The organism is Salinicoccus roseus, assembly GCF_003814515.1.
Lineage (GTDB): Bacteria > Bacillota > Bacilli > Staphylococcales > Salinicoccaceae > Salinicoccus > Salinicoccus roseus.
The window spans coordinates 138,001-152,929 of sequence record NZ_RKQJ01000003.1 but is presented as its reverse complement, the minus strand read 5'-3'; the positions used below and the strand labels follow the sequence as shown (position 1 = coordinate 152,929).

The following is a 14,929-nucleotide window of genomic DNA, read 5'->3' as shown; positions in this document are numbered from 1 at the left end:
ATTTTCATACAAAATATGTTACGCTTATTATATTGGAGAATTCTGTAATTTAAAAGCAGTCAAATTTTGAGGGGGATATACATGACAGTCTGGTTGTTCAGAGCAGGGAAGAATGGAGAGTACGAAAATAAATTTTTAGAGGATAATAGAATATACTTAACATGGGATAGTCTCAATTTTAATTTGAAAAGTATCGAATCTAAGGAATTACTGGTAGAGAAATTAATGGAACACTATGATATTGAGAAAAAGAAAACAGCTATAAATTGGGCATCACAAATATGGCCAATGGCTCGTAAAATTGACGTTGGTGATTATATTGCATTACCGTCCAAATTGAATCGGACTATCCACATAGGGGTTGTGAAAAGCCAGTACATTTACGATGAAAATTTGGAAAATCCGTATTTTCATTATCGGGAGGTAGATTGGATTAAGGAAGATATTCCTCGTGAGAGGTTTGATCAAGACATCTTATATTCTCTCGGCGCCTTTATGACAGTTTGCAAAATACAGAGAAACAATGCTGAAGAAAGAATAAAAGAAATGAAGAATAATGGATGGCAGGTTCCAAAAAACAAAAGAACAGTTCAATTAGTAGATGAGAGTGAAGAACCAGCATCTATAGATATAGAAGAGTTTATCTATGATCAGATTTCAGAGAGAATTATAAGAAAGTTCAAGGGATCTAAGATGGAAACATTAATAGAAGAGATATTAAAGGCACAAGGTTTTACTACATTTAAAAGTCCAGAAGGTTCAGATCATGGTGTAGATATACTGGCTTCTTCAGATTTACTAGGATTCGGTTCTCCTCGTATCTGTGTTCAAGTTAAAACAGAAGATTCACCGTTAGATAGACCTACGTTAGACCAATTGGTTGGAACAATGAGTAACTTCAATGCAGATTATGGTCTCCTCGTATCTTGGAGTGGTTTTAAATCTTCTGTTACTAGGGAAGTGCCTAAACATTTCTTCAAAGTAAGACTATGGGACTCCAAAACCATTATCCAACAGATATTTGAACACTACGATAACCTTAGTGACGATATAAAAAACGAAATTCCAATAAAGCGAGTATGGATGTTGGATAAGGAGATAGAAGAATAACTTATAAATAAGTGAAGGGCAAATATTTTCTATCAGCGAAACTAGCTTAGGGCTGCAGTATAACTGTTATACTTCGCATTCCTATCATCGTTTAACTGGTTGCACTTGTCATTATAGGTGTAGCCCTCACGTAGTTGGTGAGGGGCAGTACTTCGACGGCAATCCTGTATGTTACTCCCAACGGCGGATGAATGTTTCTGCTTCTTTCAGGTAAGTTCAACTATTATTCTAATAATCGCAAATGTGAAGATGTCTATTTTGGTAGTGTATTTGGAGAGATTATTTCTTCTTTTCATCATAATATGGTAAAATAACAGCAAATAAACGCAAGGAGGTTCTGGAAATGGGTATCCCGAGAATTTGGCAGACTGATTTGAATAGCTGACAGAATAGAATATTCAAAAGTCTTGCCAAACTATATTCTCATAGGGATGAGTATGTCCATTTTCAGGATCGTCCTGCAACAAGAGTGGGAGATGGCTTAGGCTGTCTCTTTTTTGTGCGCGAAATAATATAGTTTGCAGGCTCATAAGGAGTGCAAATTATAATGAACGAACTATCAGTAAGATTGAAAGATGTACATGTCACATTCGGCAACAAAGATCTACTTCACATTGAAGCACTATCGGCGTATATGAACGACAGGATCGCCATCCTCGGCCCGAACGGGGCAGGGAAGTCGACACTGCTGAAGATGATCGCAGGCATATTCAGTGATTATGAGGGCAGTGTGCAGGTGGAGACGGACTTCAATTATTTCGCCCAGCTCGGGGAGCCGGCGGATCCAGTCGATGGAGATTTCAACTTCGAACTGCTGAGCCGGTTGAATGTACCGGACAACGAAGGACTCAGTGGCGGTGAGGAGACGAAGTTCCGTCTCGCCCACGCATTGTCCGAGTACAAGCTCGGTCTGCTGCTGGATGAACCGACGACGCATCTTGATGAGGTGGGCGTTGAACTGCTGATCGATGAACTGAAGTACTATTACGGTACTTTGATATGCGTCAGCCACGACCGGCATTTCATCAACAGCATCGCCGAAAAGATATGGGAAGTGTCGGATGGCACCGTAAAGGAGTATGTGGGGAACTATGATGACTACATCGCCCAGAAGGAAATTGAACGGCTCGAGATTGAAAGGCAGCATGAAAATTTTATAAGAGAGAAGAAAAGGCTTGAGGAAGCGGCCAGGAAGCAGCTGGAGAAGGCAAGCAGGATGGGCTCTGGAGACAAGTCCAGGAAGCAGGATATAAAACCCGACCGTCTGAGTTCGAGCAAGCAGAAGGACACGGTGCAGAAACAGGCTTTCAAGGCCGCGAAAGCGATCGAATCGAGAATAGGGCAGTTGGATGAAGTGGAACAGTTGACAGTGGATAGACAACTGAGGTTCCCGATGCCGAAATCGATGGAAATCCATAACAAATTCCCGATCATGGCACAGGACCTCAACGTCCAGCGGGGAGAAAAGGTGCTGCTCGATAATGTCAGCTTCCAGTTTCCCCTGGGGAAAGTCATAGCAATCACCGGCAGCAATGGCTCGGGGAAATCGAGCCTGCTTCACGAGGTTATGCACAATGCCCCAGGGATGGACATTTCTCCGAAAGTCACAATCGAGACCTACAGGCAGATGGACTACAGGATGTCTACAGACGCGCCCGTCCTCAGGCATCTCATGAAACATACGGAGTACAGTGAGCCGGTCGTCAGGAGCATCCTTCAGAATCTCGGGTTTACACAAGATGAGGTGTCGAAGCCGCTGCATAACTTGAGTGGCGGTGAGGCGACCCGGGTCTCCCTGGCACTGCTGTTCGTGAAGCCGTCGAATGTCATCATACTCGATGAGCCGACGAACTTCATCGATTTGGATAAGATCGAAGCACTGGAGTCCTTCATCGAAGCTTACGAAGGCACAGTCATCCTGACTTCCCACGATAAGTACTTCGTCGAACGGGTGGCGGATATCGTCTACCGGATTGAAGATGGGAAGCTTAATATTGTAGATTGAACAGTACCCGGCAACAATAATGGAAGGGTGCATTTATGATAAAATGATGGCGGTCATCTGGTCCACTTCCGTGCTGTAACAGCATGGAAGGAGGTGAAGTCATGTACAGCACCCTATTTGAAGTTTTGGTTGCACCTGTCATCACAGGTGTAACCCTCACGTTGTTCGCCTATTGGCTCGACAATCGTGACGACTGACCAGATGACGCAGCCAATACACCAAATAAAACCCCCAATCTACTGCCATAGATTGGGGGTTCGGTGTTTCATATACAGCATCCTATTTGTTACTTGTATTATAACACCATATTCAAATCAGGTAAACATGAATGATTTAATATACTGTTTCGTCCAGAGATGTGCTGCCTTTGGATATATGCCTGAGGAATCGGTACGTACCTTTCTTGAGGCACCGGCCTTCAATTACTTTCAAGCCATATGATAATATTGACACTGACATTAAATTGACGATATGAAAAGAAATGGAGTGCTGATTCTGGATATAAGAACTCTGGATAAAAGTGATGCTTTGGCATATAGGGAATTAAGGTTGGAAGGCCTTCGGACGGAGGCGAGTGCATTCGGCTCCACTTATGAAAGAGAAGCGAACTTCTCACTAAAAGAATTTGAAGCGCGCATTGAACCTTCAGAGCACCAGTTTACAATTGGAGGGTTTGATGACGGGACACTCGTCTGTACTGCTTCTTTCGTCAGGCTGCAGGGAGATAAGGTGAAACATAAAGGATTGTTGATCGGCATGTACTGCAGCCGAAGCCATAGGGGCACAGGAATGGCGGAAGAGGTTGTAGGTTATCTGATGGACAGAATAAAGAAGCTTGAAGGCCTGGCAGTCGTAAATCTTGCGGTTGTAACCGAAAATACAAGAGCGCTTTCATTCTACAAAAAATTTGGCTTCAGGATCTACGGTACAGACCCTAAAGCCATGTATGATGGAAAGAGGTATTACGATGAAAATCTGATGGTTTTGGATTTAAGTGAAGACAAAGAACGAGCGCGCTAATCAAGCAGAAATCGATCTATACAGCAAATGAATATGCCCCGTGGAATGTAAAGTCCACGGGGCATTTCTCATTGGTATTTCGTAAGCAGTTCCTTCGGGATATGGCAGTAGTCATCCGGACATCGATCCAACCGGTCCTGATGCTCCTCTGCGCTTCTCACATAGTTGGTGAGGAGCAGTACTTCGACGGCGATTTTGGCATGGTCAGCCCTCCGATGTATGAATGCTTCCGCTTCTCTCAAATGCTCCGGGTCTGTGCTATATAATCCAGTTCTGTACTTCCTGCCGACATCCTCACCTTGGCGGTCCACACTGTATGGATCGATGATCTTGAACAGATGATCCATCAATCGGTCGATGGAAGTCACTGCCGGATCGAATTCCGTCTTCACACATTCTGCATATCCGTCATACCTACCATCGAGTGTATCACTGGTGCCGTTTGCCCGGCCCGCTTCTGTCGCTTTGACACCGGGCAGGGTCTTGATGAAGGCCTGGACGCCCCACAGGCATCCGCCGGCCAAGTATACGGTTTCCATATTGATTGCTCCTTAAGTATTTATTCTGATGCATCCTGCATCACTTAAATATTCTTGTCAGAAACTCCGGGACGAGGGGACTGCCTTCAGGCCCGAGTGTATCCGGGTCGAATTTTTTGGACGTGTCACCCGAAGTGCGTGTGACGATGTCCCCCTGGACCGGGCTGCTCCGATCGTTGAAGCGGATGGGGATGGACTTGCATTTATGGATCTTCGGGGCGTCCATCACCTGGAAGTGGATGTGCGCTTCCGAGGAATTGCCGGAGTTGCCGGATTTCGCTATTGTATCTCCCGCCTGAACGATATCGCCCTTATCGACTTTGATCGAGTTTTCCTTCAGGTGGGCGAGGAGGCTGTATTCCTTTTTGGCGTGCTGGAGGATGATGTAGTTGCCGGCGGGCTGCTTTTCATTCATCTCACCCGGCACATTATCCGGTATGTTGTTGAGCACCTTGACCACCCTGCCGCCGGCCGGTGCGATGATGTCCTTATTGAAGGCATGGTAGTTTTCATTTTTCATCGGTGTGCCCTTATGGGTCTTTCCCTTCTCCATAATCAGCAGGTCGTATGCATACCTTTGGGAAGGGTAGGCGTAATGGTAGTTGATGAATTCATTGGCACCGCCCCAGAAGACGAGCCAGTCGTCTTTGACCGGCATGGTGTAGGAGACTTCGGACAGTGTGGCGTCTGTTTTCGGGAATGTCTTATACTCATGCACCACGAGCCGATGGATCAGGTCGGCCGAGTCGAAATAGACGCTGAGTGCCTTCTTGCCACTCTGATCGCGCCAGAGGTAGTGCCGGTGCTCTCCGAGATGGGAGATGTGCTCCAGCTTATACTGTTCGACCCCCTGGTTGTATCCGTGCACCATCTTCTCGAACTGGTCTAAGGGGATGATGTTCTTGAAGTCCGAGATGCACTGGTCATATATGCACTTCGGGCTTTCATTCAGGAAAGCCTCCCCGAAATTATCGGGATCGATTTTGCCATTGGAACGATGATTACTCACAGAACCCCTCCGTTTTGTCATTGGTTTCACGTTTCCATATTATCATTGTTGGGAAGAGGGGGATAACACTAACTATCGTTTATGGACGGTAATTAGGGGAAGGTGCGTGTTTTTTTAAGAAATATTTGAGAGGAGTGTAAATATGAGTCCGGAGCACATAGGATTTGCGCTGCTGATTTTGGGAATCTTCCTCCTGCTCGGAAAATGGATCCGGATGCGTGTTGAATTGATGCAGAACCTTTTCCTCCCGGCGTCGGTCATCGGGGGATTTGTGGCGTTGTTTTTGGGCCCGGGAGTACTGGGGCGGATTGCCGGCAACTTCGTCGGGGAGGACTCGTTCTGGACGACCGGAATATTGACCGAAGAGATCATGGAAGTCTGGTCGTCACTTCCCGGCCTCATGATCAATATCGTATTTGCGACGCTGTTCATCGGCACTGTCCTGCCGGGACTGAAGCGGATCTGGAATGTCGGGGGACCGCAGCTGGCATTCGGCTGGTCCCTTGGCTGGGGGCAGTATGTCATCGGCCTGCTGCTGGCACTTCTGATACTGGTGCCATTCTATGACATGCCGCCGTTTGTCGGTGCACTGATAGAAATCGGCTTCGAGGGCGGACATGGTACGGCTGCGGGGCTGCAGGAGACATTCGCGGACCTCGGGTTCCCGGAAGCGTATGACCTCGCTGTCGGTATGGCCACTGTCGGCATCCTGAGTGGTGTAATCATCGGCATCATCCTGATTAACTGGGGTGTCCGAAGGGACAAGACGAAGATCATCAGCAATGTAAAAGGGATGTCAGCGATGAAGAAGGCAGGCATCGTCGAGGAGGAAGACCGCAATTCCGGACCTGAGAAGACGGTCAGGTCGGAATCGATCGAGACGCTTACATTCCATTTCGCCATCGTCGGACTCGCCATCTTCATTGGCTATCTGCTGCTCGAGGGCATCACGTGGCTGGAAGCTGCATTGTTCGGATCGGACTTCATGACATATGTGCCGCTGTTCCCGTTGGCGATGTTCGGGGGACTGGCCGTCCAGTTCTTCGTGGACAAATATGACAAGCACCGTCTCGTCGACAGGCAGATGATTACAAGCATCCAGGGCTTTGCCCTCGATATACTCATCATCAGTGCCATTGCGACCGTTTCACTGGCGGTCCTTGGGGAATATCTTGTGCCGTTCCTGCTGCTCGCTGTATTCGGTATCGTGTGGAACGTGTTCGGATTCTTCGTCTTCGGACCAAGGATGCTGCCGGACTACTGGCTTGAACGGGCCATCGGTGACTTTGGCCAGTCGACGGGTGTTACCGCCACCGGTCTGATGCTGATCCGCGTGGCCGACCCTGAAACCGAATCACCTGCACTTGAAGGTTTCGGCTACAAGCAGCTTGTGTTCGAGCCGTTCCTTGGCGGCGGCCTCGTCACCGCCTTATCCGCGCCCCTCATCTTCCAGTTCGGCCCGATTCCGTTCCTCATCTTTGCCTCAGTTATGCTGCTGATCGGGCTGCTCATGGGACTGCTTTATTTCGGCAGGAAGAAGGCGGAATAGAAGAACTTCTTCATGCATTTCATGGACACACATGCTAAAGGACGAATGACAGACCATCCATTTTCTGGTGATGGGCCATTCGTCCTTTTTTAATCTAGCGGAATTGCATCAATTGTCTGATCTATATGTTACTCAGCGCCTGATCCAGGTCTTCCTTCAGGTCATCGGCATTTTCGAGGCCGACGGACAGGCGGAGCAGATTCTCGGGTGCGCGAGTCAGTTCCTTTTCCACGGAGTAGCGGTGCTCGATATAGGTGTGTGTGCCGCCGAGGCTCGTGGCCTGCGTGATGAGCGCGACAGTATTGGCGACTGTGAGCGCCTCCTTTTCCCCACCTTTGACCTGGAACGACAAGAGTCCGCCGAAACCGCTCATCTGCTTCCTGGCGACCTCATGGCTCGGATGGTTTTCAAGTCCTGGGTAATGGACGGCTTCGACCCTGTCATGCTGCTTCAGGAAGTCGGCAATCTCTTTGGCATTGGCGCAGTGGACACGCATCCGTGCAGACAGGCTCTGCACACCGCGCAGGGCCAGCCAGCAGTCGAATGAAGATGGTACGGCCCCTTTGGCATGCTGCCAGTTGCGCAGGTTGGTGAGCATCCGGGTGTCTTCCTTCGCAACGACCGCACCGAGGAGCAGGTCGCTGTGGCCGCCGATGTACTTCGTGACGGAATGGAGCGAGAAGTCGACGCCGAGGGCGAGCGGATTCTGCAGCATCGGTGTTGCGGCTGTATTGTCTATGACGGTGTAGGCGCCAGCTTCTGTGGCAATCTCGACGACGGCTTCGATGTCGGTGATCTTGATCTGCGGATTGGACGGGGTTTCCATCCAGACGAGTCCGGTATCCGCCTCCTCGACCGTTTCCCTTACGGCGTTGAGGTCGGTCATGTCGACTGTAACGATGTCATACCGTCTACCGATGTCCGTCTCGCCGATCAGTGTGCGGACGCCGAAATACATATCATCGGCCATGACGATGCGCTGGGATTTCTCGGCAGGCAGGGATTCGATCACCGAGGCGATCGCCGCCATGCCTGAAGCATACGTCACGCAGTCATATCCATTTTCAAGTTCCGTGAGGCATGCTTCCAGCGACCGGCGGTTCGGGTTGTCCCCCCGGCTGTACATGAAGCCATCCGTATAGGAACCATCTTCAGCCCGCTCATATGTAGTGGATAGGTGGATCGGTGTCGTGACCGCGCCTGTGACGGGGTCGACCTTGCGTCCGGCATGGACGGCTTTTGTTTCAAAACGCATAAATATCCCTCTCTTCTAAAATGTATACTCCCCATTATATAACTTATTGACTGAATAATCATTCAATAGAATGCGATTTCGATATGTCTTTGATGATGTCGATTGAAAATTATAATTAAAATTTCATATTTGTTTCAGGTATGGAAAGCTGAAATATGTTTTTCATATTTGTTTCAGGTATGGAAAGCTGAAATATGTTTTAATGGTAGTGAAGAATAATGTGAATTTTTTAATAAAGGAGTCATTAAGATGCAATTGAAGGAAAAGTTATTCAAGAGGCTGGAAGAGAAGGAAGAACGGATGGTGGAAATCCGCCGCCATCTGCATGAGAATCCGGAACTGTCGTTTGCAGAAGCGGAGACGGCAAAGTACATCCTCGATTTCTATAAGGATCAGGATGTGACGGTCAAATCCGAAGTCGGGAATGGCCATGGCATCATCGTGGAGATCGAAGGGAAGGGCAAGGGTCCGGTGATCGGACTGCGTGCGGACTTTGATGCACTGCCGATCCAGGAGCAGGCGGATGTGCCGTTCAAATCCAAAAATGACGGTGTAATGCATGCATGCGGACATGACGCGCATACGGCGTATCTCCTGATACTGGGTGAAACGCTGATCGAGCTGAAGGATGAATGGAACGGTACGATCAAACTGATCCACCAGCATGCTGAAGAAGTGCCGCCGGGCGGGGCGAAGAGCATCGTGGAATCGGGTGAACTCGACGACCTGGATGAAATCTACGGCATCCATGTCCTGCCGACGATCGACCAGGGTGAAATCGGACTCGTGAAGGGAAATGCACTCACGGGGCGTTCGAACTTCGACCTCAAGATAAAAGGGCAGGGCGGCCACGGTGCCATGCCGCATACCACAAAGGATGCTCTCGTTGCGGGCGCCTACTTCATCACCAACGCCCAGACGATCATTTCTAGATTTTCCAATCCCATGCATTCGACGGTGCTGTCCGTGACGGCCTTCGATGCACCGGGCGGCTATAACGTCATCCAGGACAGCGTCACATTGAGGGGGACTGCGCGGTATCTCGAGACCGACAGCAAGGAGTTCCTCTACGAATCGATGAAGAAGGCCGTGCAGAGCATTGAAGACATGTTTGATGTCGAATGTGAGCTGGACTACGTCTACGATTACCCTGTAACCCATAACCATGAGGAACAATGTGAGTTCCTGGAGGAGATTCTCATGGCGTCTGAGGGGACATATTTCGACAACTATACAAACCCTGAACCCCAGTCCGCCTCCGAAGACTTCGCATATTATCTGGAGAAGATTCCGGGCGTATTCCTGTTCGTCGGGGCGAAGCCGGAAGGGGTGGATACGGCCTATCCGAACCACCATCCCAAATTTGAAGTCAACGAGGACAGTCTGATGATCTGTGCCAAATCATTGGGTGAGATTGTACTCAGCCGTCTGGAAAATCTGGGCAAGGGTGACGGAAATGAATAATGAAGCCGGGGGAGTGACGAGACGTTCAGGCAATATGATCATCCTTGGAATCGTGCTTGCGATCCTGACCTATTGGCTGTTTGCCCAGACCTTCCTGAACCTGGGTCCGCACCTGCAGAATACCTTCAATACATCACAGGGCATCATCAACCTGTCGATCAGCCTGACCTCGCTCATCACCGGCATTTTCATGGTGGCTGCCGGAAACCTTTCGGATAAGCTCGGGAAGGTCCGGTTCACCTTTATCGGCATCATACTGAGCATCGTCGGATCCCTGATGCTGATCATCACCGGCAATGCCTACATCATGCTGGCGGGGCGTGTCATCCAGGGCTTCTCCGCCGCGATGCTCATGCCGGCGACGATTTCCATACTCAACAGCATATTTGAAGGTAAGGCACGCCGCAGTGCATTGAGCTGGTGGTCCATCGGTGCATTCGGTGGTACCGGATTCGCCTCGTTCTTCGGCGGTGCCGTCTCCACCTATATGGGATGGCAGTGGATCTTCATCATTTCCATTGCACTCTCACTCCTTGCGCTGTTCCTCCTGAAGGAATTGAGGCACCACACTGTGCCACTGCCAAAAGGTGGATTGTCATTCGACTATGCAGGACTTGCGCTCTTCACCATCCTCATGGCGGCACTCAGTGTGTTCATCACCCAGGGTGACACAGTCGGATGGCTCAGTCCCATCTCGCTTGCACTGATTGCGGTGGTCCTGGCCAGTGCATTCGTCTTCTACAGGGTCGAGAAGAAGAAGGACAAGCCGTTCATCGACTTCTCGCTCTTCGCCAACCGCTCCTACACGGGCGTCGCCTCAGGGAACTTCCTGCTGAACATGTCCGTCGGGAGCATCGCAGTGTTCAACATCTACACACAGTCGAACCTTGGGTTGACTGCATTCGAGTCGGGACTGGTGACACTGCCGTACGTGATCCTTCTGCTGCTGCTCGTACGGGTAGGGGAGAAGAGCATCGCCAAGTATGGACCGAAGAAGGCATTGATGGCCGCACCGGTACTGCTTTCGGTCGGTGTGGTCTTCCTGACGCTGACGTTCTTCGATGGGCTCGGGTTCATCATCAGCGCACTGATCGGATTTTCATTCTTTGGTGCGGGCGTCGGACTGTTCGCCACCCCTGCACTGGATACCGCAGTGTCCTCACTGCCATCGGATAAGACAGGTGTCGCATCCGCTATATTCAAAATGGCGTCGACATTGGGACAGGGGTTCGGCATCGCAATCCTCGTCTCGGTCTATTCCCTGCTGAACGGCCTGTTCGGCATCGAGTGGGCGGCGAGCGGCGCCTTCATGGTGAACATCGCCATCATCATCACGGCATTCCTCTTCATCAAAGTATTCCTGCCGGAAAAAGTGGATGAAATTGTAGAATGAATTGAAAATTGCCCATGCTCCAAAACTGGAGCGTGGGCAATTTTTTTATGATGTATCCGTTTCGCTGTCGGAGAAACCAAATCAGCTGTGCAGCACCTGAATGATGTCCGTCCGGGTGACGATGCCGACCGGCTGGCCGTCCTCCATCACCGGCAGCCGGCCAATATTATGGGTGATGATCAGTTCCTCGATTTCCTCCTTGGTCGTTTCCGGCTTAATGGTGACCGGGTCCTCACGCATGAAGGCCTTGACGGGGGCATGGCCGAGATCATGCCGATTCGCCTTGTCGATATCCCGCAGCGTGATGATGCCGATGAGCCTGCCGTCTTCCATGACGGGACACCCGGAGTATCCACGCTGTTCGATCAGACTTTCGACATCTTCGACTCTGGTGTCGGGCGCCACGGTCTCGACAGGATGCGACATGATGTCGCGGGCGATTACCGCCTTTTTCAAAATAAGGTCAAGGTGCTCATCCACCTGTGCCACGACATTCTCCAGTTCACTTTTCCGGACCGTGGCCGAACCCGCCCGGGGATGGCCGCCGCCCCCAAATGCCTCGAGCAGGGGACGGAGATCGATCCTGTTCGAATTCCCGCGGCCGACGATGTGTACATGCTTCTCCATTTTGACGACAGTCAGCACGGCATCGGCACCGCTCAGTTCGAGCAGTTTGTCGGTGATCGTCGCAAGTTCTATCAGGAAGCCATCGATCTGGTGGGCACTGACGATCAGCGTCAGCCCATCCTGATCGATTGTCTTTGCATCGCTGAACAGCTCGGTCAGGAGATGCTGCTGGTCGGGGTTCAGCTTATAGTCGGAGAACCGCTGGATCACTTCTAGGTTCATATCCTGTTCCAGCAGGAAGCTCGCGGCGATGAAGTCCCGGCTGGTGGTGTTCGGGAATGTGAAGGCGCCTGTATCCGTATAGATGCCGAGACCGAATAGGGTGGCTTCAAGCGGGGACACGGGGAGCTCCCGCTTTATGATCTCCTCGATCAGCAGGGTTACCGTTGCACCGACCGGTTCTATCACTTCATGATTGCTTTTGACATTATTTTCACCCGGCGTATGGTGGTCATAGACGGTGATGGTCATCTGTCCTTCATCGAGTTTGCCGGTGTGGTTGCCGAGCCTTGATATGGATGCTACATCCACCAGGATCATATCGGTCACTTCCGTCCAGTCGACATGCGTATCCTCGATCAGATCGAAGCTGTCCCTGTAGATGGCGAGGAACTGCCTGACAGGAGCCGTCTGTTCATTCGGGATGACGACTGCTGCGTCCGGATGGAGCCTGCTTGCTGCAATCAATGAAGCAAGCGCATCAAAATCGGTATTCACATGTGAAATGATCACCTGCATCTAAATCACCTCCGTACCACGTAGTCATTGATTCAATTATATCACTACATCAGGAATGAAAATATTCATATTATATTTTTCATCTGGATAACAAAAAAATCCGCATCACCTGTCTGAGGTGATGCGGATTTTGAATGGGATGGAGATCTTACCACCAGTTGTTCGCTTGACGGAATTGGATTGCTGCTTCTACGGAACCGTAACGTTCAACAGCATAGTCGAGCATGCCTTCAGTCTGTGTTTCTACAGAACCAGTGCCCCAATATTCCTTCGTCTGACCAAGGCCTCTGTAGCCGAGTTCATTGACGGCTTGTGGGTTACCGCTGGATTCAGGCATTACGATGTGCTGCCACATTGCTTCTGAACCGCCTGCTGCGAGGAACTGTTCCTTAGTGGAACCATTCGCCGCTGGTGCTGCTGCCTGTACATCTTCAACCTGCTGTGTCTGTTGTACCGGCTCTTCTTCAACAACCTGAGGTGCCTCTTCTTGAGTTTCCACTTCAGCTGGCTGTTGTGGCGCAGCTTCCTGTGTTTCTTCTTCAGTCACCTGCGGTGCCGCTTCTTGAGGCGCCTCTTGTGGTGCTGCCTCTGCCACTTCTGGCGTTTCTACACTGTAGCCGCCATAGGACCATGTGTAGTACGTGCCATCAGATTCGAAGTTGTAGTTGACGCCATCAACAGTGAAGTTGTAGCTGTACTCACCTTCGTGAATCGGTGCATTGTTCAGTACGCTTGAGTTGTTCTGCGCCATCTGCGCGAGTTGGTCTTTATTGACCTCTGAAGCTTCTGCATTCTGGTCGGCTACGATGCCGGATACGCCAAGTCCAAGTGCGAGTGTCGTCGTCAATATTGTCTTCTTCATAAAAAAATCTCATCCTCCATGAATGGGTATATTATTTATCAATCGGTTGTTTTTAATCTTCAGGGTGCATCACGTTTTGATGTCCTGCTTTTTCCAAGACAAGACACACTATAACACGTGTATTCCCGCCTGTGGTTACAGAGCGATAATAATGAGGTTACAAAGTACATCGTTCTCTGTAATGTGGAGATATCACTGTAATATTTGAGAATATTCAATACTCGGCTGATGATCTTCAAGTTCCCTCCATATAAAAAACGCCTCCGGACCAAACCTTGGTCCGAAGGCGCTGCATACAATTCTGATGAGTCTAGAAATCCACTTCGTTCGGGTCCATGCCGGAGAAGCCGACATTCTCCATCGCATCGATCGTCTTCATGTCCTGCTCCATGATTTCGAAATCGAAGATGTCTGTGTTCTCTTCGATGCGGGATGGGGTGACGGATTTCGGCAGTGGCAGCACATCGTTCTGCAGTACATATCTGATGCACAGCTGTGCGACGGACTTTTCGTACTTATCGGCGATCTTTGTAAGGTCTTCATTCTCGAGCAGGCGGCCGGAACCGATCGGGCTCCATGCTTCGACCAGGATGTCATGCTTCCTGCAAAGGTCGACGACCGCATCCTGAGTGTAGCCCGGGTGGTATTCGATCTGGTTGACCATCGGCTTCACTTCCGCATCAAGGAGTGCCTCCAGATGGTTCGTCATGAAGTTGGAGACGCCGATGGCCTTTATTTTTCCTTCTTTATATAGCTCGGTCATCGCCTTCCATGTATCCAGGTTGATCTCTTTCCAGTCGTCGAACTGCTTTTCGTTCGCCGGCCAGTGGATGAGATAGAGGTCGAGGTAGTCCGTGCCCAGTTCTTTAAGTGTATTCTCGAAGGCCTGCTTCGTATTTTCATAGCCACGGTCTTCATTCCACAGCTTGCTGGTGATGAAGATATCTTCACGGGCAACCCCTGATTCTTTGATTGCCTGTCCGACACTGCCTTCATTCTTATAGGCCGCTGCGGTATCAATATGGCGGTAGCCGGATACGAGCGCCTGCTTGACGGCATTCACTGCCGTGTCGCCGTCCGGTGTCTGCCATGTGCCGAATCCGACCCATGGGATTTCTACGCCGTTGGATAGCTTGAATGTACTTGTCAATTGTTCCATATCTATACCCCTTACATTTTCTGGTTTGCGGTGCAGAATTTATTTTATCACTCATTAAAATTGATGGGTAGGAATGTGCATAGGGGAGGCTGCATGCTTTCCCCAGAAGGAGGTGAGGCCATTGGAAGTGACTGAAACCTGTAGTAGAATAGGTGGTTATGACAAATCGTCATTAGATTATAAAATGTAATGTAGAGGA

General features: G+C 49.9%; 13 protein-coding genes. 7 read left to right on the top strand and 6 right to left on the bottom strand.

Annotated features, from left to right (window positions below):
* Positions 1-81: 81 nt before the first annotated feature.
* The 4 genes from EDC33_RS09965 (at position 82) to EDC33_RS09950 (ending at position 4,135) form a co-directional block, all read left to right on the top strand.
* Positions 82-1,110 carry a restriction endonuclease gene (locus tag EDC33_RS09965; protein WP_124011054.1) on the top strand — a complete coding sequence of 343 codons (1,029 nt, stop codon included), beginning with the start codon at positions 82-84 and terminating at the stop codon, positions 1,108-1,110.
* Positions 1,111-1,657: 547 nt separating this feature from the next.
* The gene (abc-f, locus tag EDC33_RS09960; protein ID WP_124011053.1) at positions 1,658-3,115 is read left to right on the top strand and encodes a ribosomal protection-like ABC-F family protein; all 1,458 of its coding nucleotides are present in this window, start codon (positions 1,658-1,660) and stop codon (positions 3,113-3,115) included.
* An 83-nt stretch (positions 3,116-3,198) separates the two neighbouring features.
* Positions 3,199-3,312 (top strand): type I toxin-antitoxin system Fst family toxin, encoded by a 114-nt coding sequence (locus EDC33_RS09955; RefSeq protein WP_372908744.1) that lies wholly within the window; start codon positions 3,199-3,201, stop codon positions 3,310-3,312.
* A 274-nt stretch (positions 3,313-3,586) separates the two neighbouring features.
* The gene (locus tag EDC33_RS09950; protein ID WP_124011051.1) at positions 3,587-4,135 is read left to right on the top strand and encodes a GNAT family N-acetyltransferase; all 549 of its coding nucleotides are present in this window, start codon (positions 3,587-3,589) and stop codon (positions 4,133-4,135) included.
* Positions 4,136-4,203: 68 nt separating this feature from the next.
* Here the strand turns inward: EDC33_RS09950 and EDC33_RS09945 are convergent, their stop codons facing one another.
* Positions 4,204-4,674: a peptide-methionine (S)-S-oxide reductase gene (locus EDC33_RS09945; RefSeq protein WP_124011050.1), complete on the bottom strand. Its 471-nt coding sequence runs from the start codon at positions 4,672-4,674 to the stop codon at positions 4,204-4,206.
* Positions 4,675-4,714: 40 nt separating this feature from the next.
* Positions 4,715-5,683, bottom strand: coding sequence for a M23 family metallopeptidase (locus EDC33_RS09940; protein ID WP_170156399.1), 969 nt, complete (start codon positions 5,681-5,683; stop codon positions 4,715-4,717).
* A gap of 142 nt (positions 5,684-5,825) precedes the next feature.
* Here EDC33_RS09940 and EDC33_RS09935 point away from each other — a divergent pair, with 142 nt between their 5' ends.
* The gene (locus EDC33_RS09935) at positions 5,826-7,232 is read left to right on the top strand and encodes a sodium/glutamate symporter (protein ID WP_124011048.1); all 1,407 of its coding nucleotides are present in this window, start codon (positions 5,826-5,828) and stop codon (positions 7,230-7,232) included.
* 121 nt (positions 7,233-7,353) lie between these two features.
* On the opposite strand, the gene EDC33_RS09930 is transcribed toward EDC33_RS09935, so the two are convergent.
* Positions 7,354-8,487, bottom strand: a complete 1,134-nt coding sequence (locus EDC33_RS09930) for a trans-sulfuration enzyme family protein (protein ID WP_094906826.1) — start codon at positions 8,485-8,487, stop codon at positions 7,354-7,356.
* A gap of 249 nt (positions 8,488-8,736) precedes the next feature.
* On the opposite strand from EDC33_RS09930, the gene EDC33_RS09925 reads away from it, so the two are divergent.
* Positions 8,737-9,951: an amidohydrolase gene (locus tag EDC33_RS09925; protein WP_124011047.1), complete on the top strand. Its 1,215-nt coding sequence runs from the start codon at positions 8,737-8,739 to the stop codon at positions 9,949-9,951.
* Entirely contained in the window at positions 9,944-11,344 is a 1,401-nt protein-coding gene (locus tag EDC33_RS09920) for an MFS transporter (protein WP_124011046.1), read from the top strand. The genes EDC33_RS09925 and EDC33_RS09920 overlap by 8 nt, the downstream gene beginning before the upstream one ends.
* Before the next feature lie 81 nt (positions 11,345-11,425).
* Here the strand turns inward: EDC33_RS09920 and EDC33_RS09915 are convergent, their stop codons facing one another.
* The 3 genes from EDC33_RS09915 to EDC33_RS09905 all read right to left on the bottom strand — a co-directional run bounded on the left by EDC33_RS09915 (position 11,426) and on the right by EDC33_RS09905 (position 14,730).
* Positions 11,426-12,709, bottom strand: a complete 1,284-nt coding sequence (locus EDC33_RS09915; protein ID WP_124011045.1) for a CBS domain-containing protein — start codon at positions 12,707-12,709, stop codon at positions 11,426-11,428.
* A 148-nt stretch (positions 12,710-12,857) separates the two neighbouring features.
* Entirely contained in the window at positions 12,858-13,571 is a 714-nt protein-coding gene (locus EDC33_RS09910; RefSeq protein ID WP_124011044.1) for an aggregation-promoting factor C-terminal-like domain-containing protein, read from the bottom strand.
* 310 nt (positions 13,572-13,881) lie between these two features.
* Entirely contained in the window at positions 13,882-14,730 is an 849-nt protein-coding gene (locus EDC33_RS09905) for an aldo/keto reductase (protein ID WP_124011043.1), read from the bottom strand.
* Between the last annotated feature and the right edge of the window lie 199 nt (positions 14,731-14,929).

What these genes read in the sequence shown, in the direction of transcription:
- EDC33_RS09905 (WP_124011043.1), bottom strand. Translation starts at nt 14,730, where the DNA reads ATGGAACAATTGACAAGTACATTCAAGCTATCCAACGGCGTAGAAATC.
- EDC33_RS09935 (WP_124011048.1), top strand. Translation starts at nt 5,826, where the DNA reads ATGAGTCCGGAGCACATAGGATTTGCGCTGCTGATTTTGGGAATCTTC.
- EDC33_RS09915 (WP_124011045.1), bottom strand. Translation starts at nt 12,709, where the DNA reads ATGCAGGTGATCATTTCACATGTGAATACCGATTTTGATGCGCTTGCT.
- EDC33_RS09955 (WP_372908744.1), top strand. Translation starts at nt 3,199, where the DNA reads ATGGAAGGAGGTGAAGTCATGTACAGCACCCTATTTGAAGTTTTGGTT.
- EDC33_RS09930 (WP_094906826.1), bottom strand. Translation starts at nt 8,487, where the DNA reads ATGCGTTTTGAAACAAAAGCCGTCCATGCCGGACGCAAGGTCGACCCC.
- EDC33_RS09910 (WP_124011044.1), bottom strand. Translation starts at nt 13,571, where the DNA reads ATGAAGAAGACAATATTGACGACGACACTCGCACTTGGACTTGGCGTA.
- EDC33_RS09925 (WP_124011047.1), top strand. Translation starts at nt 8,737, where the DNA reads ATGCAATTGAAGGAAAAGTTATTCAAGAGGCTGGAAGAGAAGGAAGAA.
- EDC33_RS09965 (WP_124011054.1), top strand. Translation starts at nt 82, where the DNA reads ATGACAGTCTGGTTGTTCAGAGCAGGGAAGAATGGAGAGTACGAAAAT.
- EDC33_RS09945 (WP_124011050.1), bottom strand. Translation starts at nt 4,674, where the DNA reads ATGGAAACCGTATACTTGGCCGGCGGATGCCTGTGGGGCGTCCAGGCC.
- EDC33_RS09950 (WP_124011051.1), top strand. Translation starts at nt 3,587, where the DNA reads ATGAAAAGAAATGGAGTGCTGATTCTGGATATAAGAACTCTGGATAAA.
- abc-f (WP_124011053.1), top strand. Translation starts at nt 1,658, where the DNA reads ATGAACGAACTATCAGTAAGATTGAAAGATGTACATGTCACATTCGGC.
- EDC33_RS09920 (WP_124011046.1), top strand. Translation starts at nt 9,944, where the DNA reads ATGAATAATGAAGCCGGGGGAGTGACGAGACGTTCAGGCAATATGATC.